Below are 23,306 nucleotides of genomic sequence, written 5' to 3' on the forward strand. Positions count from 1 at the left end.
AAATGATTCGTCCCCATCACCTCACAATCTTATCTTTATTAATCCTGTCCTCCCCTTTATTTGGATTATCAATCAATCAAGGTTTCAGCTACATAGATAGGAATAATGCTGAAAAACTGTTTGCTAATGTTGAAAGTCCCGGTAATGTTGCTATTTGCCGCGCTGAGGGGAACTGCGAAAAAAATGGTCAATTTACCTCATTATATTATGGTCATATTGACCCATCAAAAATAGGAGGTAAGCGAGTATTAAATCAAGGCTTTTGTAGCGACTACGGTAAAAGTAAAGCGGGTGATATTGATGGTGCAAATCGCGGCTGTTTGCATCGAATAAAATCTCGTTTACCGCGATTAAATAAATTATTTCAACAGCATAATCTTGATGTAAATAAACATACTGCTGCCTATATTAATGCCGTAGATTTATGGAATCAAGCAGCACCTAGAGTTAGCGATAATTTTCCTCAAATTTATGCAAATAATATATCCTTTGGATTATCTATTGATGATGCTATTCGTCGCTCCCGAATTGATGCATTCAATTTAAGTGCGTCCGGCTTGTTCAACATTTGTAGTAGAGAACCATATTACATATCAAGGCTTGCTGCTTATCCTCGAAATTCAACGCAATGGAAGCGTGGATGCATTGATATTGACCAAAACCGCAGACGATTGGCAATCAATGAAGTACTAATTAATCGCGGAGTAATTTAGTCATGGAACTAGATAATTATATATATAAAGCTATAGTTCATGCTCATGACAGTGGCATGAGTAAAGATGAAATATTAGAAACAACTATTGCTAATTTGCCCGATAGTTTACACGACAATGCGATTGCTATTATTGATAATTTAGATTTCAATAACGAGCAGAATGAGCGTGATTTTAACAATTTATCAGAATTATTTAACTATATATTTTATTTAGTAAACCAAAATAAGAACGACGAAGCAATACTAAATCAATTATCAAATAGCTGCAACTTGGAGCAATTTGAGTTTGCTAAGTATGCACTGCGTTATATAAATATCAATCGCATTCCTTCCGCATGGGAATTAGATAACGTACATAGCGAACTAGTTAAACTTGATATTGATGAATTAATTAAAAAGTGCGAGACTATTAAAAACTTTGCATATAAAGAAGTTGCATATCGGATAATACTGCAACATCTTTACAGGGCATTTTGTGACAATAAACCGATTAAGTGGTTCATTGATATTGCCCGCTCAACTACTGATGAAACGATAATCAAGTATTGCGATCGCGCAGCGGTAATGATATCCAAGGCTCAAGGTGTGGAGCCAATTGAGGCATTGGAATCTGCTAAAACAGATATCGAACAACCGAACATAACAACTTCCGAATCAGGAAAGCTGATTGTAGATACCTTAGCCGAATTTAAGATAGCAGCAGAATATATTGATGCACAATGCGGTCCCACCTTTAACCGCATCAAAATAAAATTGGGTAAAGGGGTGTCATTTAAGAAAATTCAAGATTTTGGTAACGACTTTGTGCAGCAACTTGGAGACACTTTGAATATGGACACCCCACCAATGGTGTCTGTTGTTCCTGGAGGTGCTGCTATTGATGTCCCCCGTAGGTATAGAGAAATTGTTTATTTCAAAGATTACGCTGATTTCTCTTCACCAATAGATATACACAATATTGTCATCCCCGGTGGTGTTGGTGTTGATGGGAAATATGTTGATATCCCGCTCTCTGACGAAAACGTTACTCATATTCTTGGTGGTGGAAGAACTCGTGGGGGTAAATCACAATTTGAGAAAGCAGCGATACTTTACCTAGCACGTCGTTACCCCCCGTCGGTAGTTCAACTGGCTTTGTCAGATGTTAAGCGAGTTACTTTTAGCAAATTTTCTAAGTTACCTCACCTAATTGCACCCGTAGCTAAAGATGCTGAATCTAGCGCCAAATTATTTAGTTTGCTGGTGGAGCATATGGAAGCCCGATATCGGGAGTTTGAGAAGGTAGGTGTAGAGACGATAGCCGAATTCAATCGCAAGCATTACCCAGATTTAATTATGACTCGGATAGCGACATGGGCAGACGAATGTTTTGACTTGCTAACTGACAAAGATTACTGCGACGCTATTGAATTGGACATGATGAAACTTTTAGCTAAGGCTGGGGGTGCGGGGATTCACATAATGCTTTACACCCAACGTCCAGATAAAAACGTTATTAATCCTTTAATTCGGAGTAATTTCCCTGCCAAAACGGCATTTGCGACTACTCGTCCGGAAGATAGCTGTATTATCTTGGGCGACGATAATACCTTGGCTGCTAACTTATTGGGCTATGGAGATTTTTTATATAAAACTTCTACCAAAATTGTACGGCTTCAAGCTCTTTATGTCGGCGATGCAGAAGAACCGGAATATTTTAAAAAGCTTTTGGAAGAAGCAATAAATCAGGAAGATATTTATAATGCGTGGAAACCAGAAGATATTGAAGAGTTTACTTTTTCTAGAAATATAAACTTCAGCCATAAAGATAATAAAGCAAAATTTGATAATAGCTTTGGCTTTGAGATAAAGCTCGATGATGAATCCAAAAACTCGATATTAAATTTATATAGAAGGAATTATCGTGTTGATGAGATAGTTAAAGCAATATTTAATATTTCTCGATATGACGGTAAATCGTACAAAAAATATCGAACTGTTGTAGAAAATTTTTTAAGTAGTCAAGGGTGTGAAGAAGATGATATATGAACTTAAAATGCCCTTACCGCCAACTATGAATGAAATTATCAATACTGCCCGTAGTGGTTGGCAACCAAGTAATAAATTAAAAAAGCAGTGGACAAATAAAATCGCTAACTTTGTTAAGAACTGTGGATTTACCTTAAATGATAAAATTTGGATTGAATTTCATTGGTATTTACGTAACTTTGGTAGAGATGCTGATAATACGGCGGCAGCTGCAAAATTCATTATGGATGGTTTAGTTAGTGCTAAAGCAATTCGTAATGATAATTTGACAGTAATTCAATCGCCGGTAGTTCATTATTATCATCGTTGTTCTGGTAATGATGTTGTAATAATACGACTATCCCCTACTCCTGAATTTTTGTTAGATAATTTTTTACTATCTAATAATTTTCTATCCACAAAGCTTGAGCAATATTTATTGAATTCATAGTTTTATGAAAGAAGAAATAAACAAGAATAAAGAAGCCCTCTGTTGTGCCTTATAAGCGTTGAATTATTATGCTGATACCTCCAATTGGGGAACAGTTTCTACCTATGGTCATAAAAAAGCGAATAGATGGATTGGGGAAGGAGAAGGAATTGAAGACGGCAATTGATGCATTGCCTAAAGTTGATTTAATTTTAAGCGAGGTACCCGGCAGTTCTGGTGAGTAAAAGTAAGTTCGATTCTTGCTATTGCCATTGGGAGCTTTTAAGGATACCGAACTCGAATTAATTGCTATTAAAAATACCGCACTTTTAGTAGATAGTAGGTTTGACTAAAAAGTTTTCATATCCTGCGTTGTGCGGGGCTAATAAATATTAGTTAAAACACAATGTATGGAGGTTCATATGTTACGAAGAAGATTATCAAGTTTTTTGGATGAAGCTAGCTGTTTTCTTGGCGCATCTTGTCTGATTGCTGTATTTAGTGGCTGTATTACCGCAGTTGTTGCTGTAGGAGGATACTCACTGCAAAAGTGCGGTATTGTTCGGCAAGGAAATACTTGGAATCATGTGTGGCGTTTTGCTTTAATCTCATCTACGGTTGGCGTGGGAAGTATTAGCTCCGCTTTCGCATTAGCATCAGTTTCAAAAAAGTTGCATGAGGAATTGAGCGAGGAAGAAGTATCAAGTAATCAACTGTTATCATTTACAAGCCTTAAACTAGCAAGTGAGCCAGAAGAAAAGGTGAAAAAGCCTTGCGTTTACACCTATTATTTCGTGGAAATCAAAGGGAATCCATCAATTAACAGGTTGATGGTTGCTCCTCGTATGCAATCAAATTCAATCAACCTATGCAATTGCGTACTTACTGAGAATGAAGAAGATTTGGCGTTAATCCACGAAAATCAAAGTGAAATTAACCCAGGTTTGGTAGGTAAAACCTTTTCGTCATATCAACCATTAACAGAAGAGGCATTACGCGAACACTTGGACATTCATCGTTCGTATATTCATGCACGTCAAGGAGGAGATTTTAATCCCTCCAACTTGCAATCTTGCAAAGGATGTCAAAATTTACACGGCGAAGATAAAATCGTTTGCGGTATCTACCCTTATGGATGGGATGGAGTCGATTGTCCTGATAAAAACTGGGATAAAAGGAAAGCGCTTCGTCCTTATGAAGATGATGCAGTTATTGCATCATTAGCTCAAAAATTAGATGGTTGGAAAATTTTTAAGTATGACGATTTTCTTAGTTTATTCCATCCTCAAACCTATGGTCAATTTAGCTTTGATTTTGATGGAAAGCTTCTTCCTTATTCTAATAGGCTAGCTGGGCTTGAAGAGGGAAATATTGTTGATTATGTCTACTTCTTGCGTCAAGAGCGACAATTTCAGCATGATTATTCACACGCTGATTTTATCGAAAAAGCAAGTCTTTTTCTAATAGGAGCAGATGCAACAATTAGTGTGGATGATTTTAAGATATTTGTAAAAGAGAAAGACTCAAATGTTGTCCATACTTTTTTACATAATGGCGAACCCTTTTTTGCCCTGAACCCTGCTTGCCCTCCAAAGCTTAAAGACAATTACAATTTATCTACGTTGATTGACTTTTTGTATAACGGCGTGGATGAATTAGATTCTTAGCTTGAATTTTCTTCTTAAATATGAATGAAACCTCCACCTCTAATTTCTAGTTATTAGTGGCGGTAACGAACTACTCAGCACGGGGGATTTTCCCCCACTACTGGGTAGTAATCGATAACCGCTACCCAATTGTTATTAATTAGAGGAAATCGCAATGTTCACAACTCAATTTATCACAACTCCCGAAATTGTTTGTACTATCAACGATTTATTGTTTCCTATCTTTTTGTTTTGTTTGATATTTGGGCTTTTATGCTATCTAACTTACGATTGTGAGCAACATCTTACAGCAGATTGCAAGTTAGATTGGGTTGAAGTGACTAATATACAATCCGAATCGGAAATAATTCAACCAATAAAAGAAGAAGCAATAACAATTGTTGAGAAGCAGAAACAAGCTGAGTTGTTAATTGATTTGGGTATCCGAAACCTACGCTTGTTTTGTAAGCAACGGCAAATCAAAGGTTATTCCACTGCTTATAAAAGAGGAAAGATAAAAGGTTTAGCCGACTTTTTACTTAGTCAAGGATACTTGTACTCGGATATTGCAGTTGCATTGAAATAAACGATTTGTAAATTAGCTCCGTAAGACGAAGGATAAATTTTATGATACTATTTTTTTAATTTTACTTAGAAGCTATTACTCAAGTGTTGGTGAGGAATCTTAAATAATTTAACTTATTAAAATAACTAAAAATTTAGTTTTAATAGAACAAAATGTTTTTTTAAATGAAGTATTAGTTTGGAAGGTGTACGACAAAATATACTCCTTTAAAAAACCCAATATACTTCTATATTACTTAACTAAAATACGAATTATTAAGAAGTGTTCGTTTAACTTAATTTATGGGAATACTAAGATTGGTGGGATTAGCTAAGGTACAAAAGCTAAATAAATCTTACACAAAGCTATATTGAAAATATTATGCCCTATACAATAGAAAATTGGAAACAGAGAATTGCTTCACGCTCCGATTTAACAGGACATCTTATACATTTAACTAGACCTAAAAATATAAATGGTAAAGAATTTAGTTCGATTGAAGTCTTAATGAAAATTATTCAAGAACAATGCTTGATTGGTAGTTCCACTAAATCGGGTCTTATCTGTGGAGCAAGAAAAGCAGTTTGTTTCCAAGACACACCACTTTATCAGTTATCACAAAATATTTATTCAGAACAAGAATATCGGAGTAAAAATCCTCAAGCGAAGGTGCGTTATGTGGGTGCAGGATTAATGTTTCCAAAGCCATATATTTATCGTCAGGGTGGAAGACCAGTAATTTATGATAATACTCAAGATGCCAAAAACTATTTATCGAGTCATGAATTGTGGCGGGTTGTGAGATTAGAACTAAGTGATGATACTAATGTAATTGATTGGACTCATGAGCGGGAGTGGCGCATTCCTGACGATTTTAATTTTGAAATCAATCAAACTACAGTAATTTTACCTAATACAAATGCTTACAAAAATTTTATCAACCTTTGTAGGTCTATTAATCATATAGATATTTTAAATGAAATTCGAGGAATGGTTACTCTAGATGCTGTTTTCTTTTAATCTATGGATATTTTTACCATAATTCAATTATTATCTAATCCGTAAAGTTTCAAGATATCTCGGTGATAATCCGGTAGTTGTAAAATTTAATAAAGTGTTACTTTTAGCTTAGTCTTACTATGCTTATTTGTTTTAAACATGGGTATAGCCTTCAAATATACTTACATAATTTATTGGTCATAGCGCCAATAAAAGATGTTTGAATTTATAAAAATATAATTCTTGAAATGGGCAAGTTTAGTAAATATACTGTTTCTGCTGCTAAAAAGATGCCTGTCATAATCCTTGCAGATGTTAGCGGGAGTATGAGCGTTGATGGCAAGATAGAAACACTTAACAGGGCGATCGCCGAAATGATTTCTTCTTTCCAAGAGGAGGAAGATGTTCGTGCCGAAATCCATATTGCGGTGGTGACTTTCGGTAGAGGTGGAGCTAACATCCATCTACCTTTGCAAGCTGCATCCGAGGTTGAATGGACTGATATGGAAGCGATTGGTTCTACACCTATGGGAGAAGCTTTTGAGGTAGTTCAGGGTATTGTAGAAGATAAAAATCAAATAGCTAGCCGGGATTATCATCCTACTATTGTTTTGGTTTCTGACGGTCAACCGACTAATCAAACAGGTCATCTCACAGATGACTGGAAACAACCGCTACGGGAATTACTCGACTCCCCCAGAGCTTCTAAAGCATTGCGCTTGTCGATGGCTATTGGTTCGGATGCTGACTATGAGGTGCTAAAGGAATTTTTGCAAAATCAACAGCAGCAAGATATACCAGTATTTCGCGCTGATGAAGCACATCAAATTCGGCAGTTCTTCCGTTGGGTAACAATAAGCGTGACAAGTCGTTCTAGAAGTGTGAGTCCCAATACTGTATCTATTAAAGACTTTGGTAATGTTGAAGACCTAGAAATGTTCTGATGGCACAGAAATTATTAACTCAGGTGCAATGCTTTGGTGCTTCTGTAAAAGGACCGCTTCACAAACGTGAAGGTCGTCCAAATGAAGATGCTTGGGAAGTTATGCGTGGTAGTTTTGGTACCGCTATTGTAGTTAGTGATGGCATGGGTTCTAAGCCAAATGCTCGCACTGGAGCGCGTATGGCTTGTCGAGCGGTAAAAGATGCACTGCAATACTGGGCAAAAATTAAAGGTGCGTCGCCAGTAATGTTATTACGGTTAGTACATATACTGTGGGGAATGCGGGTATTACCTATTAGTGAGGAAGATAGTGCTGCCACTTGCGTATTTGCTGTGGTTGTTCCCTCTGGGGAAGTACTTGTAGCAAAATTAGGGGATGGAATCGCCGCAATAAGGGAAAGCGATGGCAAAGTTGTTCTAATTGGTGATGAGCGTACCGGGTTTTGCAATCAAACTACGGCTTTGGGTATAGCAAAGTCAACCAAAGAATGGTCTGTAATCACTAGACCAAGTTTAGCTCCTGGGGCTGCTGTTTTATTAGCTACTGATGGGATAGCAGACGATTTGATAGGGGAGCAGGTAGGAGATTTTATCAAATGTGTCGTAGAAGAATTCGCTTATATGGAACCCGCAACCAGGTGGAGAGCTTTATGTCATGAGTTGCGAAATTGGTCTACACCCAAACACCTAGATGATAAGACTTTGGCGGTTCTTTGGCATCGAAATGATTTGGGAGGTGCAGTTTAATGACAGAGCAAAATAAAAGAGTAGTAGACGAATTTAGAAATGTATATCAACTGGGTAAAGAATTAGGTCGCGGAGGACAAGGTGCTGTTTTTGCTGTAAAAAATGGTAATTATGCAGTAAAAATAATTTTTGACCGTTCCCCTGCACGTCGTAAAGCTTTAAGACAGCAACTAACATCGGTAAAGATGTTGTATGACATAGAAAAACTTTTCGTCGCACGTCCGACATATATGTTAGAAGCTCCATATCTTGGCTATGTGATGGAACTTTTGACTGACATGGTTCCTATTAGCAAACTAATTAATATTCCTAAAAATACGAATTGCTTAGTTGAATGGTATTTGGAAGGTGGGGGACTTCGCCGTCGTTTATTATTACTAGCGCGTTGTGCAGAAAGTTTAGCTCAGTTACACGGTAAAGCACTCGTTTATAGCGACCCTTCACCTAATAACATCTTTATATCTGCTGATGTTAACAATAATGATATTATCCGTTTTATTGATGCTGACAATCTTCAAGATAGCAGTTCCTCATCTTCCATAAATGTTTATACTCCCGAATTTGGCGCACCGGAATTAGTTACGGGAAAGTCGGGTGTTAATACTCTTACTGATGCTCATGCTTTTGCTGTTATAACATTTAAAGCTTTATCTCTGGTTCACCCATTAATGGGGGATATGGTTAACGATGGAGAACCCGAATTAGAAACACAAGCCTTGGAAGGAAAATTACCTTGGATTGATGACTCCGAAGATGATAAAAACTCAACTACTCAGGGATTTCCGAGAGATATTGTTCTTTCCCCATATCTAATAGAATTATCAAAAAAATGTTTTGGAATAGGTCTTAATCAACCTTCTAAAAGACCAGGTGTTGGACAATGGGCTGAAAGACTATATTCAGCAGCAGATTGTACTATTTGCTGCCCGCAATGTAATAGTACATATTACATAAATCAAAAAAATTGTCCCTGGTGCGATTATCCCAGACCTACTTTTGTTCGAGTTGCAATTCAACGCTGGGAAATGCTACAAGGACGTTTTAAAGAACAAAAACCTTTACAAATTCTCGCTTTAAATTCTTCTGAGCCTTTAATTTTAACTAATAGAATTATTAGCGGTAGAACTGGTATAGATAGTCATAATCCTAATATTGAACTTGTTTTAGAAGGAGAAAATATTAAAGTACGCAGTCTTAACGGTCAATGTTTCTGGTTGACATCTGAAGGAACTCAAATAGAGAAGGAAGTACGGGAAAAATGGGTACGCTTTCCTGCAAAAACTGGAAGAGACGGTTCTTGGCTCTTACATTTCAACAGTCTTGATTGCTCCCATCGTCTTGCTAGTTTTTATCTGTTTCCAGGAGAAAATGTATGAGAATCAGCGATGTTCAAAGCGGACTGGTTTACACCGTGGAAGTCGAACAAAGAGAGCGTAATGCTTTTACAGGAACAGATATATTAGCTGTTAAAAACGAAGTTTTCTTATATCAGCCAGAAAATACTGGTGAAATTCTCCTACGTCACTCCAAAGAAGATATTTGGGAGATTAGAGGAACGGATCAAAAGAATAAAAATATTTTACAAGGAATTATTGAGCGAAATTTACCGCGTTTATGTTGGGTGGCTTTGATACTTCCGAAGAAATCACCAACAACTTTGATGATACAGATACATGAATTTCCTCAAAAGTTTTTATTACCTGATGATTTACAAATTGGTATCGATGAAAAAATTGTTGAAGATATTCGCGACAGACATCTGAATAAGAAAGAACCAGTTGAGAAAATTATCGGATGGCTGACAGGACAATTTTTGCTTCCAGAATTGAAAGAAGATGGGGGTAAGCGTGCGCTACTTCAGGCAGGTAAAATAATCCATAACGGCTTAGAAAATACATTTCGTTTATATGGAACGGGAAGAACTATTAATATCCGCCGCAATTCAAATGATAAGCTAATTATTGACAGCATACAAAGTGCAAGACAACCCAAGGATTATAACGAGCAGCGACCGATTGTATTGGTAGAAGCAAAGTTTTCTTTTTGCGATATTTCACTAGCAGGTACTATCCGAAAAGATACTCGTAATGAGTTAGATTCAATTGTTGAAAAATCAGAAAGTTATTTAGCACTTTGGAAAGATTATAATCAACTAGAGATTGATAGCATTGTTGATAAAGCCCAACAGTTTAAATGGGTAAGCTATAACAACTATAAATTCTTACCAAATGGTAATTACAGATTTCACTTGGTACCAGAAAATCATTTAGAACAAAGCCTGAGAATGCTTGTAGGAGCAACAAATTTTTCTGTAGAAGCTAGCGAGTTTCAGCCAAATTTTAGTCTAGATAAAGAAAGCAAAAGTCAAACAAAATCTTTTGTCGGACAGATAGAAAATGTAAGTTTATCTCGTACTACTATTGATATTGCCCCTGCAAATCTAGATGATGATTTATCTCCTCCCAAAAAAGGCTTTTTGTTTATTTCACTCCAAGGAGATGTGACTCGTTTAACACGTCGTAATAAAGCAGAACAACTTATCAGAACTGCTCAATGTCCGATGCCACAGTTAGGGTTAATTTTAGAAAATCAGCGCGTTCCTACCCGTCGTACTCGTCAACATAAACCGCTTTCTCCCGATACCAAAAAAGTTTTTAATGGTTCTCCAACTTCTCGACAGCAAGAAGCTTTGCAAGTAGCTTTGAATACTCCCGATATCGCTTTAATTCAAGGTCCCCCAGGTACGGGAAAAACCAAAGTCATTAGTGCTTTGCAAGTAAGATTAGCAGAAATTAGTGAAGATTGTGGTAACAGTGTATCTCATCGGTTACTGTTGACAAGTTACCAACATGATGCTGTGGAAAATGCCGCTGAAAAGTCTGTTGTGTTTGGACTTCCAGCAGTGAGGATAGGTGGGAAAACACAAGGTAATGAAACTGCGGATAATGTGGATCGCTGGCGGCGATCGCGCATCGAATCTTTGGAAGCAGAGTTAGCCGCATTCCCGGAATTACCGGAAAGTGCTAATTTACGAGAAGTACAGAATCGGGTTTCAAGTTACATCTTAACTCCCGGCACCAGAGAACAAACGGCGACTTTAATAAAAGAAATATTTGAACTGACTAAAGGAAAGATAAAAAGTGAGTTGAGCGATAAATTATTGGAATACAAAAGCAGACTGTCTAAAGGATATGACCTGCAAAATACAGAAAACTCAGAAGAACGAGATTTAGCATTAAAAGCAGTAAAATCTCTGAGAATCCAGCCAGTAGCATTTTCTGATGATGGTTCATTACAAGCAATGAAAGCACTTCGCCGTTTGGAGCCGTTGCAAATTTTAGATGCTTCCCAAAAGCAACTTTTACAAGATGCTGCGGACTGGTTGGAAGAAGAAATGCCGCCGTTTTTGGATAAATTAGCATCGCTGCGGGAAAAATTATTAGAAAAATTAATTCCTCAAAAAGTTCCCGTTACTACTCCTATTGCTGACCCAGAAATTGAGCATTTACTTAATCAAGTCAGAGAAGAAATGTATCAAAGAGTTCGCCAATCAAAAGCAGGTGTAGAAGCAGTTTTATCTGAGTATTTGGAAGACTTAAAAACTGACCCTGAAGGTGTTAGAGAAATGCTGCGCGATTACACGGTAGTTCTGGCAGCTACTTGTCAGCAGTCATCAGGTAAACAAATGCAGTCGGTGACGGGTAGCCATGAAGCTGTATTCGAGACAGTAATAGTAGATGAAGCAGCAAGAGCTAACCCCCTTGATTTATTTATTCCCATGTCTAAAGCCGAAAGAAGAATTATTCTTGTCGGGGACCACCGTCAACTTCCTCATATTCTTGAAGAAGATATAGAACGTCAATTGGGACAATCTACAGAAGTCACCAAAAATGCATTAAGAAAAAGTCTTTTTGAACGGTTATTCCTTCAGATGAAAGAATTAGAAAAGCATGATGGTATCAAGAGAACAGTTACTTTAGATGCTCAGTATCGAATGCATCCTATTTTAGGAGATTTTGTTAGTAGAACATTTTACGAATATCACGGAGAACCGCCGATTCGTGCGGGTAGAGTTGAAGAAGAATTCGTTCATTATTTACCCGGTTATGAGAATATCGTTGCAGCTTGGCTAAATGTTCCATTAAACGCTGGTAAAGAAATTCAAGGAAGAAGTAAATCTCGTCCTATAGAAGCGAAACGAATTGCTCAAGAGTTGAAACATTTAATTGACCATGATACGCGGCTGACGTTTGGTATTATCGCCTTTTATTCGGCACAAGTTACAGAAGTTTGGAAAGCACTTTGTCATGTGGGAATAGCGGAATTAACAGATGAGGGAAATTATCAAATTGTTTCTGCTTACCGAGAAACCAGAAATCACGAAGGTAAAATTGTGGAAAGGTTGAGAGTGGGAACAGTAGATGCTTTTCAAGGAAAGGAATTTGATGTGGTTTTTCTCTCAATTACTCGCAGCAATGATATCAACGCAGCTAGTGAAGAATTATATCCAAAAAAATACGGCTTTTTAATGTTAGAAAACCGTCTCTGTGTCGCAATGAGCCGTCAACAACGTCTTTTAATTACTGTAGGAGACTTAGGAATGGTAAAAACAGAAAATGCACCATTAGCTGTAAGAGAACTGGTCGATTTTTATCAACTTTGTCAACAATCATGCGGTCAAATAATTTGATATTTTGCGAATATGGATTTTAAAAAAGAGACACAGATAATTAATTATAATCCCCGTTCTTCTACTCGCTGGAGCAAGCGACGGTATTTACTTTTACCAGCATGGTGTTATCGAGTAGTCGCACCAAGAGTTAGTACTAGAAAAATCAATATTCTCGAAAAAGCAGTTTTAGGAATGTGTCGTGTAGGAGCATTTACTGCTGTAGAAATAGGAGAAAAACTCGATATTGGAAGTGATTTGGCTGCGTTGATAATTAAACAGTTATCAGATAGAGGATTTATCAATCGTCAAGGTTTATTAACTGATAAAGGATTAGATATTTTAGAAACAGAAAACTTAGAAACACAAGACTTAGTAGCTGGGTTTATTTTTCAAGATGTTTGGACGGGAGAATTATTTCCCCGTTTTATGGAGCGTCAAGAATATATTGATGTGAAATACAATAACGATGGTTATCCAGATTTAGTATTTGGTACTACAGGAAAGCCAAATTACCAACGAGCTTATATGCCTTTACCTGTAGATAATACTATCAAAAAACAACCTTCTGCATCAGAAATTTTACAAGCAGTTAGAAAACATAGTAAAGCATTACGATATCAAAATTCCGAAGATAGAGATGATGATGAAGATGCATGGAATTTTGAACAAGTACCTGATTTAAAACGCATATCCTTTGTTGAAGAAGAACCAATTCCTGTATGGCTTTCGACTTTTATTTATTTACCAGAAAACGAATTTACTTCTACAAGTTGGAATATTTGTGACCCTTTTGGATTGGGAGATAGTCCCAGACTCAGGAGAAAGTTAGAAATTCAAATCAAGAAAAATTCTACCTTGAGAGGTTTACAAAAACTGATTCAAGAAATGATTGCTGAGTATGCGGATGAATCGGGTACAAATTTTAATGATTTTATGCAAATGATTAATGATGAAGCTGTATCCCGAGTTGAAGATAAACTAACTTTAGATATACGCAAATGGGATGATTTATTTGATGATTTATTGGCTATGGAAAGAAGTCATGTAGAAGCCAAAAATCTGGAGAATCAAAAGTATTTAACAGATAAACTAGATGACATTTTGATAAAAGCTCAGAAAACTCTTGAAAGACTTCTCCTAATTGTTAGGAATAAATATCCCACAAATGATAATTGGAAAATAATATCTAAGAACGATAGAGAATATAATCAAAGTATTCTTAACGGAATTGCGGATAAATTAGGTTTTGATATACCTCTTCCCAATACTTTACTCTACGTCAAGTGTGGGAAAATCAAGTCTGCTAGTGATTATGGTGAAGGTTCTTTACGCTCTCATCTTTTAGCTGCTTTATTAACTGCTCGAAATCATAGTAATCATCCCTTGTATTTGGTAGCTCAAGAAGCACCAGATATGTTAATTAGGTTAAATACCTTGGCTGAATTACGCGATAAAAGCGGTCATTCTACAAGCCAGCGGTTAGAATTAACAGAAGTATCGCAACAAATATCGACAGTTTATGAATTCGTTGCCAGAATGTTAGAACTTAATTATCAACTATAGATAACTTTTATAATTAACTATAATTTTTATGAGTAATTCAAAAAATCGCCACAGATCGGGAAATCTACCTTCTGAACCCAAATCATCCGTATTATCAAGTTCTGCTAAAACTGCATCCGATCGAGATAAACCATCTCAAGAAAAGATTGATACTTTTGCAGAAAAAGCAAAAGGAGTATTAACAGAAGAACAAATATCATCTGCTAACGCTTCAACACTGACTAATGATTTTAAGCTAGAAGATTGTTGGAAGCAGGCTAATATTTTTGAAACAGCTATAGAAAATATTAAAGTCAAAGAAGAACAGGTAGAAATAAAGATTAAAGAATTAGATGAGGATAAAACACAGATAGAATTAAAGAAGGAAGAAATTAATAAAAGAAATAAACAATTAATTGAAGTTAGAGAAAAGCTTAATCAACGTGCAGCAGAATTAAGTAATTTAGAAAGACAACTTCGCGAACGTGAGTTAAATGCAGAAGCAGGTTTTATCAAACAAAATCGCGCTGCTTTAGCTGAACTTGAAAATCAAAGTCAAGAATTGAGTCATGTACGGGAACAACTGTATCAAGATATTGCTGAAACTCGAAAAAAGTTAGATATTGAAATTGCTCAAAAGCGTACATTCATGGAAAAAGAAATTGCGGAAAAAGAGCAAGAAATAGAAACAGCGCGAATGCAAATAGATAATCAGCGAAAACAGTTACGACTTGAACACAGAAAGTTGGAAACCGAGCGAGAATTACTTAAAGAAGATAAGCAAGCTTTGTCAGATAAGATTGAGCAAAAAACAGCAGTAATAACAGAAGAGTTAAAAGTTAAAGTTGAGGTACTTGAAGAACGTCTCAAATCTGCTCAACAATTAAGAGAACAGTTTCAGGCTAAGTTGGTTAGAAGACATGAAGCAGATAGAAGATTTGGACAAAAAACTCCTGACGAGATTCTGGAAGAATTAGAAAATTTACGACGTGAAAAAGCTGTATTAGAACAACAACTTGCATCAAAACTCAGCGATACTGCTGCTGCTAGATTACAAGAGTTAGAATCACAACTTGAAGTTTGGGAAACAGAACGCTTTCAACTCAGCACCAGATTACAAGAACTTCAAAGAAGCGTTACTTCCAACCGTATTGCTGTCACGGAATTGGAGACTATACGAGATGAAAAAGAAGCATTAGACGCAAGGAATACTCGTCTCAAAGCAGCTTTAGAAGAGTTAAAAGCAGAAGTAGATCAAGCTGTATCTGATTCTAAAAATAAAAGTCCTTTCCCTGAATGCTTTAGGATGGATGCTGATGCAAGATTACAAAGAGAAATTCCGCTTCACGAGCATATTCCTGACTTAGAAGAATTTGCTGAAGATTTGCGATCGCGTATTGCATTATCTCCTACAATGCTCGATAACAATACTCAAAAGCGACTTTATTACTCCAAACGAGATATTAGAGCTTTTCTGGCTGGTTTAGCAATGAGTCAGTTACATATCCTTCAAGGTATTAGCGGTACGGGAAAAACCAGCTTACCCGTTGCTTTCGCTCGTGCTACGGGTGGTGATTATAAGTTAGTGGAAGTACAAGCAGGTTGGCGCGATCGCCAAGACTTGATAGGATATTTTAATGCTTTTGAAAGAAAGTTTTACGAGTCCGATTTTCTCCTAGCTCTGTATGAAGCCCAATGTCCAAGCAATCGCGAACGGATTTATATCATCATACTAGACGAAATGAACCTTTCGCGACCCGAACAATACTTTGCTGACTTTCTTTCCAAAGTCGAACAAGATTCTCCGACAATTGGTTTAACAACAGATTTAGACAAACGATCTCCCCAGTTATTTCAAAATCAAAACAGACTTGCGATTCCCCCCAATGTTTGGTTTGTCGGAACTGCAAACCAAGATGAAACAACTTTGGAATTTGCCGATAAAACTTACGACCGTTCCCATATCATGGAGTTACAGCGTCGTCACGATCAAAGTTTTAATCTACCAGAACAATTAGAAGCGAGAAATCCCATCTCCCATCAAGCCTTAATAAAGTCCTTCAATCGCGCACAAACAAAGTATGCAACTGAAGCATCTCAAGTTTATCAATTTTTGAACGATACCTTCGCAGACTTTCTCGAACGCCGATTTAAAGTAGGTTGGGGGAATCGATTGGAACGACAAATTAAAGATTTTGTCCCCGTAGTCATTGCATCTGGAGGAACCCAAGGTGAAGCTTGCGATCAGATATTAGCCACTAAAATATTACGAAAAATTCGCGATCGCCACGATATCCCGTCAAGCGATTTAAGAAAGCTCAAGGATGATTTATTGAAAGAATGGTTTGATTTAGACACACAACCAGACCAATCGCTAGCAATTATTGACGCAGAGCTACGCAGACTTGAGCCAGGAGAGGAATATTAATTATGTTGTTTTATAATCGTTTTACGGGACAAACTACGAAGCAACTCCCCGAAAAAATTATTTTAGGTCAATGGCAAGTTATTACCGATTCAGAAAGAGTATTTCTTAATACTTGCGAACTAAAGATACATTCTAGAGAATATATTTTTCCTGACTTAAGCAATCGTTGCTCAATACGTTCTGATGACGGTAAAACTGTTGAAATAAAATTTTCTAAATGGCAATATCCTTCAGATATACTATTTGAAAGCTTACAATTTTTTGATTCTGAGCTACAACAATTAATATCTAACTCAGCCAGTTGGAATGATTTAGTAAAACTACCGCCATTAGTACCAGAAATACAAGAAAAAATTAATATACAATCGTTAGAAATAACAACAAAAAAGCATTTGGGACATATTGAAGAAGTTTGTCGTCGTCCTCGAAGCTACTTGAAGATGGAAACCGAGAGATTACCAGTTTCTCGCGCTCAAAGAATTTCTCCTCATGCTGCTGAATTTCTATCTTCCCACACAGAAGATTGGGAAAGGCGAACTTTTTGCTCTGTTGTTCCCAAACGAATTCTTTGTATGATCAAAGAAGAGTTATTAGACATTTACGAAAACAAAGTTACTGTCAAACTTGTAGATAACTTATTAATATATATACGCCAGCGTATTCAACAAGTAAAAGCTCTGCAACAACAATTTGAGGACGCTGAATATTTATCTGGTACAACTAGCGATATTCATTGGAGAAATAAACAACGTATTTACACGCTTTGGGGAAATTATTGTGATGGTGCAACAGAATTAAAAAAAGCACAAGCAACATTACAAAAATTATTGCAGCTACGGTATAAATTACAAGGTTTGATGGGAAGCGATTTGTACAAAGCGATTCCGCAACGCACGGTGGTAGCAAATACTCTCAAAAGGACTAATATCTTAGTTAATGACCAGCATTATCGGTATGTTGATTTGTTATGGAGAGAATGGAGTCGAATAAATAGCGGACAAATCAAAAACTCTCGTCAAGTCTTTGAGGAAAATCAAAAGCTTTTACACGGATTTGAATCCTTTTGCCTCCTTTTAATCGGACTGGCTTTAACAGGAGATGGGAATAATAAGGGGTTCGGTTTTGAAGCTGTTGATAATCAAATTCCTACACGCAATAATAAAGATATCCTATTTCAAGGAGCATTAGGTAACATATACTTAACTTGGCTTGAAGATGGTTCCTTTTTGCTCAAATCAGATGCAATTAAATATTTGCGTTTAGTACCAATATTGGCAAACCTTACTGCTACCGATAATTCTGAGACAATTTTATCTATAATTGAAACCTTTTCTAATAGCCTTAAAAATATTACCCAATATCAAACTATTATTCTTTATCCCGGAACAGAAGAAGAGAGAAAAAAACTTCCACTACAGATTCAACGAAAGATAAATACCCTTGGTAATGATAAGCTTCCTCAAGAAATTGCTATGTCAATTTTACCAGTCAGCCCGCTTGATATTATTAGCCTTGAAAGATTAGCTCGTGCTATTCATTGGTGGTTGAACGGTCAACGTTATCAATCATATCCACCTACTATTGCAATTAATATTCCAGATAATTTACTGCAAAATACAGATTGGATAAATAAAGAAAGTAAATCCAATCAAATTCGAGTTTTGCGTTCACCTTCACTAGAAGAAGAACAGCTTTTTAACACAAATATTAATAACTTAATTAATCAATTAAAATCTCGTGCTTCAAAACAAAAAGGGGAAGTCCAAAAGCTAGAAAAAATAAAACATTTACCATCTCAGGCTGGTGAATGTATCAAACCGTTACAAATATGCCCAGTTTGTCGTAATTTAAAAGATAGTTTCACAGTTTTAAATAGTCAATGTTTCAGTTGTGGATGTAGTAAGTGCGATATTACCTGGGGTACTCGTTCCTGTGGAAGTTGTGCCAAGAAGTATGCTTATATTCTGACAACAAAGGTAGAAGGAGACAATCGTCAACCCGGTTGGGTAGAAAGAACTTTTGGTAGAGATGTTCTTAGCGTTCCTTGCTGGATGAAAGATAACCATAATGCTTTTATCTGTCCCCATTGTGGAGTATGCAGTCAATCCGCTTCTAGTGAAGGTAAAAATTGCGATCGCTGTCAATAGTCCATTAGTCTATTAAAAAATTGAGGTGTTATTTTTTTTCTTTCAGAGCATTTATATATTCCGAATATTTCTAAACCAATTACATCGCGCGAACATTTGAAAGTTTTAAATCGTGCTTGCAATCAACCGGATTTTTGTCAACAAGGAGCGGAAATTATACAGTTAGAAACCGAATTCACTGGGGAATGGCATGGTTTAAAAGTAACTGGAAGAATTGATAGAATTGACCGCACGCCAGAAGGTTTAGTTTTATTAGATTATAAAAGTGGTTCTTCAGTGGCACCAGGAATTAAAGATGAAGCGGGGAAAGCTAATATAGATATTCAAATGCCTTTATATATGGATGTTGCGGGTACTTTATTTCCTGGGGAAACTGTTAGCGATGCTTATTATTATTCGGTGACTAAAGGTAAGAAGATTAGCAAAAAACAGCCCAGTGCAGAAACTCTCCAAGCTGCTGCGGAAAAAATTAAAAATCACCTAGAACAAGGATATTATCCAGTAGAACCAGATGTCGATCAAAAAGCCTGTAATTATTGTGCTTACGATTTAGTTTGTCGCAAGGGTTCTCGTCAAAGTCGTAAGGGGGGTGCAGTATGAGTTTAACTTTACAACAGCAAGCAGCAGCTTATGCTTGTGGTAGTGTCGCTGTAATTGCAGGAGCGGGAACTGGTAAAACCTATATGCTTGCAGAACGCTATCTTCACCATTTGCAAGCAGATTTTTCACCTTTAGAAATAGTTGCAGTTACCTTTACCAAAAAAGCGGCTTTTGAATTGCGATCGCGAATTCGTAGTTCGGTTTCTCAACGGTTCCCCAATCGTACTGATTTAATAGCAGAATTAGAAGCGGCTCAAATTAGTACTATCGATGCTTTAGCGATGCGGATTTGTCAGGAGCATCCGGAAGTTGCTGGTGTACCTGCTGATTTTACCGTTTTGGATAAGTTGGAAGGTTCGCTTAAAACTCAGCAGTGGTTGGATGAAGCATTGGATACTTTGCCGATACAACTTTACGATCGGGTTCCTTATTCGTTAATGTCTCAAGGCTTGCAAATACTACTTTCTGACCCTATTAGCGCGGAAAAAGCTTTCACTCAAAATACCGATAGTTGGCAACAATTAGCACAAGATTTACAACAGCAAGCATTGAATGAGTTGTTGCAAAATCCAGTTTGGAAAAATGCAAGGGATACCTTAGAAAGTTATTCCGGTAAAGCAAACGATAAATTAGAAATACAAACTCGTTTACCAGCATTGCAAGCCATTAATAATTTAGAAATGGGAGGAAATCCCAGGGAAGAATTATCAATTATTAATGGATTAAAAATAAATGTTGGTAGTAAAAATAATTGGGTTGAAGGAGGTTTAGAAGCTGTTAAGGAAAGCATCAAAGAATTACGAAGTTTGGTAGAAAATTTTCTTAATGCTGGTTTAATTACTTTAGAAATTGGTATTGCTGATGAGAAATTAAAAGCTATGTTACCCTCACTTCGGGAAGCTTTTAATTTGGTACGAGAATATATTAATCGAGTCAAGCGTAAAGAACGTTTTTTAGATTTTTCCGATTTAGAAGTTTGTGCTTTACGAGCTTTACAAGATAATCAAGTACAATTTTATTATGCTCAACGTTGGAAAGCATTTTTAATCGATGAATTTCAAGATACAAACCCAGTACAATCGGAAATATTAAAACAATTAACCCAAAATAATTTATTAACAATAGTTGGTGACGCGAAACAATCAATTTATGGCTTTCGTCGTGCAGATGTAGACATATTTCTCAGTTGGTGCGATGAAATTCAAAATAATGGTGGAACACAAGAAATATTGAGTACCAGTTTCCGTACTCATAAATCTTTAGTTGACAATATCAATCATATATTTACACCATTATTAGGAAATTTACATCAAAATTTAGATGCTCATCGTGTAGAATCTCCGCATAATTATCCAGCAGTTAGAGTATTTGCCATTGAAGCAGAATCAAAAATTCTCAAAGCTCAAACATTACGGGCTGAAGCTGCACATATTGCAAAATTAGTTAAAGAAATGCTGGATAATCAAACCATTATTCATGACAAAAAGACTAGTAAGTTGCGTCCCTTAGTTGCGGGAGATATTGCTATTTTATCCCGCACTTGGGAGCCTTTAGAAGTTTACGGTGAAGCTTTAGAAAGTTTAGGAATTCCGGTTGCTAATCGTGGTGGTGGTAATCTATTAAGTACGCGAGAAGCTAAAGATGCTTGGGCTTTGTTGCAGTTTTTAGCCGATACCAGCGATAGTTTAGCCTTGATAGCAGTATTACGCAGTCCATTTTTTGCGATTAGCGATAAAGTACTTTTTACCTTTATTCAAAATCAATCAGAAGAATCCAAAATCGACTGGTGGAAACAGTTAAAAAAATCAGATATTCCCGAACTACAGCGTCCGGTTCAAGTATTAAGTGAATTATTAAACCAAAGAAATTTAGAATCACCAACTCGACTTTTACAACTTGCAGACCATCTTACTGGTTACACTGCGGTAATTACTAATTTACCAGGAGCAGCACGACGAGAAGCCGATTGGCGAGGTTTTTTCGATTTTGTACGTCAGTTAGAACATGGTAACAGCGATGTGTTTGCAGTGGTACGTCGCTTGAAAAATTTAGCAGCAGCAGAGATAGAAATTCCCCGTCTCCCTTTATCTACATCAAATGCTGTAGCTTTAATGACGATTCATGCAGCGAAGGGTTTAGAATGGTCTGTGGTTGTGATTCCCGATTTAACTCGTGCTAAACCCAGTAACAGCGAAGTAGTATATTTTGACCCTAGTTGCGGTGTAGCCTTGAAATTAGAAGATGAACAAAGTGAAACAATCAAACCCGTACTTTATGTTTATTTAGAATATCTGCGGAAACAACAAGAACAAGCAGAAGCTTTACGGATATTATATGTTGCTTTAACCCGCGCTCGCGACCAATTAATTCTGACAGCTAATAAGGAAAATGGTGGTGGGTTAGAGTTATTAAAACCAGGTTTAACAAATGCGGGAATTCCTATAAATATTATTCCCTTCAACCCAGAATTAGCAAAACCCCCAGTTCTTTTAGAACCAACTTTACCAAAAGTTCCAAGTGAATTACTTATCAATTCTGTAGGTTCGGGATTATTTGAATTACCCGTCACAGCTTTGAGCGAATATGCTTTATGTCCCAAACGATTCAAATACCGCTTTATCCAAGGTAATCCGGGAATCGGAACCGGATTTAGTACTGCGAAACAAATAGGAACGTTGACTCATTTAGCTTTAGAAAAAGATATTCGCGATATTGATATATTATCTAGTTTCAATGATACTTTACCTTTAGAAGATGTTAAAACAGCTTTAGAATTAGCAAAACGATTCGATGAAGTCGCAGATTTTACACCGTTTAAACAAGGAGAAAGAGAAAAGTCAGTTAATTTGAAGATTGGAAAATTAACTTTGAATGGAATTATTGATGTATTAGGAGAAAACTGGGTATTAGACTTTAAAACCGACCAAGAAATAGACCCACAACATCACCGTTTTCAACTTTGGGCTTACGCAAAATCTACAGATAGTAAAACAGCCCATATTGCTTATTTACGTCATGATTATTTACATACTTTCGATACTGCTCAACTAGAAGAAACTGGTAAAGAAGCTGAAGTACTGGTAGAGCAAATTTTAAATGAAAATTACTCAGCCATCGCATCCGATAAAAATTGTAGTTACTGCGCTTATGCTGAAATTTGTGAAGATAATTATCACCTAAAAGCAGATAGTGATTTACTAAAGAAAAAAATGCAAGATACAAAGATAGCTGGCTATGAATTAATTTCCTCAAAAATCAGTAGTTATTTTACTCAAGCATTAGAACAATACCATCGGTTGATTATAGTTCCCTTACAAGGTGATTATCAAACCGATTTTCAACAGGTTGCTGAATCAATCGACGGTCAATATATTAACATTAACCTGGAATTGAGTAAATTGTTATTAGAGTTAACGCAAAAACAACGTTTACTCAAAGCGGAAAGATTGCTGAAACAAATTATTGAAAGTACAAATAGCCAAGTAATTTTTTTAGAACATTTAGAAATATTGTTTGATACTTCGCTTCAACTTGACCCTTTACGGTGTCTCCAGAAGTTAGCACGTAACTATACTATAGTTGCTATATGGAAGGGTAAGATTGAAAAGAAGCATTTAGTATATGCCGAACGCGAGCATCCAGAATATAAAAGTTATCCTATAGATGGTTTCTTAGTGGTTAATTTGGAATTAGAAGTTGATTGAAATGTAAGTTGCGGTTATTTCTGATTACGTGATTATTTCATTCAAGTGAAAACACGGTAATGTTGATAATTTGGCTGAAATATTGTAAATATGTTACTTCTTTCTTCAATTAGGGAATATTAAGTTTATAAATACTTATTAAAAATTTAGTTTAACTAATG

General features: G+C 36.4%; 16 protein-coding genes. All 16 read left to right on the forward strand.

What is annotated here, in order from left to right; all coding sequences use genetic code 11:
• Positions 1–2: 2 nt before the first annotated feature.
• The 16 genes from VB797_RS10545 (at position 3) to brxF (ending at position 23,145) form a co-directional block, all read left to right on the forward strand.
• Positions 3–713, forward strand: coding sequence for a hypothetical protein (locus tag VB797_RS10545; protein ID WP_323237626.1), 711 nt, complete (start codon positions 3–5; stop codon positions 711–713).
• 2 nt (positions 714–715) lie between these two features.
• Positions 716–2,743, forward strand: coding sequence for a DNA translocase FtsK (locus VB797_RS10550; RefSeq protein ID WP_323237627.1), 2,028 nt, complete (start codon positions 716–718; stop codon positions 2,741–2,743).
• 7 nt (positions 2,744–2,750) lie between these two features.
• Positions 2,751–3,173 (forward strand): hypothetical protein, encoded by a 423-nt coding sequence (locus tag VB797_RS10555; protein WP_323237628.1) that lies wholly within the window; start codon positions 2,751–2,753, stop codon positions 3,171–3,173.
• Positions 3,174–3,241: 68 nt separating this feature from the next.
• Positions 3,242–3,397, forward strand: coding sequence for a hypothetical protein (locus VB797_RS10560; RefSeq protein ID WP_323237629.1), 156 nt, complete (start codon positions 3,242–3,244; stop codon positions 3,395–3,397).
• Positions 3,398–3,574: 177 nt separating this feature from the next.
• The gene (locus VB797_RS10565; RefSeq protein WP_323237630.1) at positions 3,575–4,819 is read left to right on the forward strand and encodes a hypothetical protein; all 1,245 of its coding nucleotides are present in this window, start codon (positions 3,575–3,577) and stop codon (positions 4,817–4,819) included.
• A gap of 154 nt (positions 4,820–4,973) precedes the next feature.
• Positions 4,974–5,384 carry a hypothetical protein gene (locus VB797_RS10570; RefSeq protein ID WP_323237631.1) on the forward strand — a complete coding sequence of 137 codons (411 nt, stop codon included), beginning with the start codon at positions 4,974–4,976 and terminating at the stop codon, positions 5,382–5,384.
• Between the two features lie 360 nt (positions 5,385–5,744).
• Complete coding sequence (locus tag VB797_RS10575; protein ID WP_323237632.1) at positions 5,745–6,383, forward strand: hypothetical protein; 639 nt, start codon at positions 5,745–5,747, stop codon at positions 6,381–6,383.
• Between the two features lie 269 nt (positions 6,384–6,652).
• A complete protein-coding gene (locus VB797_RS10580; protein ID WP_323237633.1) occupies positions 6,653–7,306 on the forward strand; it encodes a vWA domain-containing protein in 654 nt (217 codons plus the stop codon).
• Complete coding sequence (locus tag VB797_RS10585; protein WP_323237634.1) at positions 7,306–8,052, forward strand: protein phosphatase 2C domain-containing protein; 747 nt, start codon at positions 7,306–7,308, stop codon at positions 8,050–8,052. The genes VB797_RS10580 and VB797_RS10585 overlap by 1 nt, the downstream gene beginning before the upstream one ends.
• On the forward strand, positions 8,052–9,428 hold the full coding sequence (locus tag VB797_RS10590) for a protein kinase domain-containing protein (RefSeq protein ID WP_323237635.1): 1,377 nt from the start codon (positions 8,052–8,054) through the stop codon (positions 9,426–9,428). Before VB797_RS10585 ends, VB797_RS10590 begins: the two co-directional genes overlap by 1 nt.
• Positions 9,425–12,742, forward strand: a complete 3,318-nt coding sequence (locus tag VB797_RS10595) for a DEAD/DEAH box helicase (protein ID WP_323237636.1) — start codon at positions 9,425–9,427, stop codon at positions 12,740–12,742. Before VB797_RS10590 ends, VB797_RS10595 begins: the two co-directional genes overlap by 4 nt.
• Before the next feature lie 12 nt (positions 12,743–12,754).
• Positions 12,755–14,287, forward strand: coding sequence for a hypothetical protein (locus tag VB797_RS10600; RefSeq protein ID WP_323237637.1), 1,533 nt, complete (start codon positions 12,755–12,757; stop codon positions 14,285–14,287).
• A 28-nt stretch (positions 14,288–14,315) separates the two neighbouring features.
• The gene (locus tag VB797_RS10605; protein WP_323237638.1) at positions 14,316–16,694 is read left to right on the forward strand and encodes a hypothetical protein; all 2,379 of its coding nucleotides are present in this window, start codon (positions 14,316–14,318) and stop codon (positions 16,692–16,694) included.
• A gap of 2 nt (positions 16,695–16,696) precedes the next feature.
• Positions 16,697–18,841 (forward strand): hypothetical protein, encoded by a 2,145-nt coding sequence (locus tag VB797_RS10610; RefSeq protein ID WP_323237639.1) that lies wholly within the window; start codon positions 16,697–16,699, stop codon positions 18,839–18,841.
• A 96-nt stretch (positions 18,842–18,937) separates the two neighbouring features.
• Positions 18,938–19,441 carry a PD-(D/E)XK nuclease family protein gene (locus VB797_RS10615; RefSeq protein ID WP_323237640.1) on the forward strand — a complete coding sequence of 168 codons (504 nt, stop codon included), beginning with the start codon at positions 18,938–18,940 and terminating at the stop codon, positions 19,439–19,441.
• Positions 19,438–23,145: a BREX-3 system P-loop-containing protein BrxF gene (gene brxF, locus VB797_RS10620; protein WP_323237641.1), complete on the forward strand. Its 3,708-nt coding sequence runs from the start codon at positions 19,438–19,440 to the stop codon at positions 23,143–23,145. Before VB797_RS10615 ends, brxF begins: the two co-directional genes overlap by 4 nt.
• The last annotated feature ends 161 nt before the right edge of the window (positions 23,146–23,306 follow it).

The organism is Rivularia sp. UHCC 0363, assembly GCF_034931125.1.
In the GTDB taxonomy this organism is placed as follows: domain Bacteria; phylum Cyanobacteriota; class Cyanobacteriia; order Cyanobacteriales; family Nostocaceae; genus Rivularia.

Coding starts and splice junctions, on each gene's coding strand:
- VB797_RS10545 (WP_323237626.1), top strand. CDS start 3: ATGATTCGTCCCCATCACCTCACAATCTTATCTTTATTAATCCTGTCC.
- VB797_RS10550 (WP_323237627.1), top strand. CDS start 716: ATGGAACTAGATAATTATATATATAAAGCTATAGTTCATGCTCATGAC.
- VB797_RS10555 (WP_323237628.1), top strand. CDS start 2,751: ATGCCCTTACCGCCAACTATGAATGAAATTATCAATACTGCCCGTAGT.
- VB797_RS10560 (WP_323237629.1), top strand. CDS start 3,242: ATGCTGATACCTCCAATTGGGGAACAGTTTCTACCTATGGTCATAAAA.
- VB797_RS10565 (WP_323237630.1), top strand. CDS start 3,575: ATGTTACGAAGAAGATTATCAAGTTTTTTGGATGAAGCTAGCTGTTTT.
- VB797_RS10570 (WP_323237631.1), top strand. CDS start 4,974: ATGTTCACAACTCAATTTATCACAACTCCCGAAATTGTTTGTACTATC.
- VB797_RS10575 (WP_323237632.1), top strand. CDS start 5,745: ATGCCCTATACAATAGAAAATTGGAAACAGAGAATTGCTTCACGCTCC.
- VB797_RS10580 (WP_323237633.1), top strand. CDS start 6,653: ATGCCTGTCATAATCCTTGCAGATGTTAGCGGGAGTATGAGCGTTGAT.
- VB797_RS10585 (WP_323237634.1), top strand. CDS start 7,306: ATGGCACAGAAATTATTAACTCAGGTGCAATGCTTTGGTGCTTCTGTA.
- VB797_RS10590 (WP_323237635.1), top strand. CDS start 8,052: ATGACAGAGCAAAATAAAAGAGTAGTAGACGAATTTAGAAATGTATAT.
- VB797_RS10595 (WP_323237636.1), top strand. CDS start 9,425: ATGAGAATCAGCGATGTTCAAAGCGGACTGGTTTACACCGTGGAAGTC.
- VB797_RS10600 (WP_323237637.1), top strand. CDS start 12,755: ATGGATTTTAAAAAAGAGACACAGATAATTAATTATAATCCCCGTTCT.
- VB797_RS10605 (WP_323237638.1), top strand. CDS start 14,316: ATGAGTAATTCAAAAAATCGCCACAGATCGGGAAATCTACCTTCTGAA.
- VB797_RS10610 (WP_323237639.1), top strand. CDS start 16,697: ATGTTGTTTTATAATCGTTTTACGGGACAAACTACGAAGCAACTCCCC.
- brxF (WP_323237641.1), top strand. CDS start 19,438: ATGAGTTTAACTTTACAACAGCAAGCAGCAGCTTATGCTTGTGGTAGT.